The 1,613-nt window shown below is 72.8% G+C and carries 2 protein-coding genes; both read right to left on the bottom strand.

All coding sequences use genetic code 11. The annotated features are described in order from the left end of the window. Window positions 1-762 (bottom strand): threonine aldolase family protein (locus DEIPI_RS40275; protein WP_045234650.1); only part of this gene is annotated, 762 nt, incomplete at its 3' end. A 27-nt stretch (window positions 763-789) separates the two neighbouring features. Next, a complete protein-coding gene (locus DEIPI_RS0117875) occupies window positions 790-1,404 on the bottom strand; it encodes a peptidylprolyl isomerase (RefSeq protein WP_027482663.1) in 615 nt (204 codons plus the stop codon). Window positions 1,405-1,613 lie beyond the last annotated feature (209 nt).

Below are 1,613 nucleotides of genomic sequence, written 5' to 3'. Positions count from 1 at the left end.
GCCCTCGCGCAGCGCGAGCAGTCCGGCGGCGGCGAGCACCCCGGCCTGCCGCATGCCGCCGCCCATCATCTTGCGGTAGCGGTGCGCGCGCCCGATGAGCTCACGCGAGCCGACGAGGACGCTCCCGACGGGCGCGCCGAGGCCCTTGGAGAGGCACAGGCTGACGCTGTGGTAGTGCCCGGTGAGCTCGCGGACGGGAACGCCGAGCGCGACGGCGGCGTTCATGACGCGCGCCCCGTCGAGGTGCAGGGGCAGGCCCTCCTCGTCGGCGATCTCGCGGACGGCGCGGCTCACCTCGGTCGGGACGATGGTGCCGCCCGCCTTGTTGTGCGTGTTCTCCAGCGAGATCAGGCCCGTGGGGCTCTGGTGGACGCTGCGGCGGATGGCGGCGCGGACGTCCTCCGGGGCGGGCACGCCGCGTGGGGCGTGCACGAAGCGCGGCACGACGCCGGAGAAGGTGGCCATCATGCCGAGCTCCCACTCGTACACGTGAGCGCCCTCCGGCACGATGACCTCCTGACCGCGCTGGGTGTGCACGGCGATCGCGACCTGGTTGGTCATGGTGCCGCTCGGCATGAAGAGGCCCGCCTCGTGACCGAGCATGCGGGCCGCCTCCGCCTGGAGTTCGTTGACGGTGGGGTCCTCGCCGTACACGTCGTCGCCGACGACGGCCTCGGCCATGGCGCGGCGCATGCGCTCGTCGGGGACCGTCACCGTGTCGGAACGCAGGTCCACGGTGACGCCGGGGATGGTGGCTGTCATAAGAGCAGGATAGCGCTCCGGCGGCCCCTACTTCCCGTCGTCGACGAGGACCGTGACCTTCTGGAGCACGTCGGGCTTCACGGTCGCGTCGGGTTTGCCGGGGTCGATTCTGCGGAGCTTCGCGACGACGTCCTGCCCCGTCACGACGCGGCCGAAGACGGTGTACTGCCCGCTGAGGAAGTCGGTGGGCGCGAGCGTGATGAAGAACTGGCTGCCCTGGCTGTGCGGGTCCTGCGCGCGGGCCATGCCGAGCACGCCCGCCCGATCGAACTTCAGGGTGCGGTCGATCTCGTAGAAGAAGTCGTAGCCGGGCCCGCCCGTGCCGGTGCCGGTGGGGTCGCCGCCCTGCGCCACGAAGCCGTCGATGACGCGGTGGAAGGGCGTGCCGTCGTAGTAGTGGTTGAGGGCGAGGAAGACGAAGCTGTTCACGGCCTTCGGCGCGGCGCGCGGGGTGAACTCGACGGTGACGTCGCCCTGCGTGGTGGTGAGCACCGCGCGGTAGCTCCGGGCGGGGTCGATGACCCAGGCGGGCACGTCGAACTTGCGGACGGGCGTCTCGCTGAGGAAGGGGACGGGCACCCAGGCGGCCTGGGCGGCGCCGAGCGCGAGGGCGGCGGCGAGGGCGAACGCGGGCTTGAGCATGCGCCGAGCGTAACAGAGCGCGGGCGCCCCCGGTGAAGGAGGGCGCCCGGGTCCTCAGGCGGCCCGGCTCTCCCCTGTTTCCACGGTGTCCTCGGCGTGGTGGCGGGCGGCGCGGGCGAAGAACCAGAGGGTGGGGAGGCGCAGCAGGGCCGTCGCGAGGAGCGCCACGCGCACCCCGGCGACGTTGCCGAGCCAGCCCACGGCGGGCC

The sequence above is a fragment of the Deinococcus pimensis DSM 21231 genome (assembly GCF_000519345.1).
GTDB classification, from domain to species: Bacteria; Deinococcota; Deinococci; order Deinococcales; family Deinococcaceae; genus Deinococcus_A; species Deinococcus_A pimensis.
Note: the sequence above shows the minus strand (reverse complement) of the source record. Positions and strands in the feature narration are given on the sequence as shown.

Excerpts from the sequence above, each read along its gene's own strand:
- DEIPI_RS0117875 (WP_027482663.1), bottom strand. The coding sequence starts at position 1,404 with ATGCTCAAGCCCGCGTTCGCCCTCGCCGCCGCCCTCGCGCTCGGCGCC.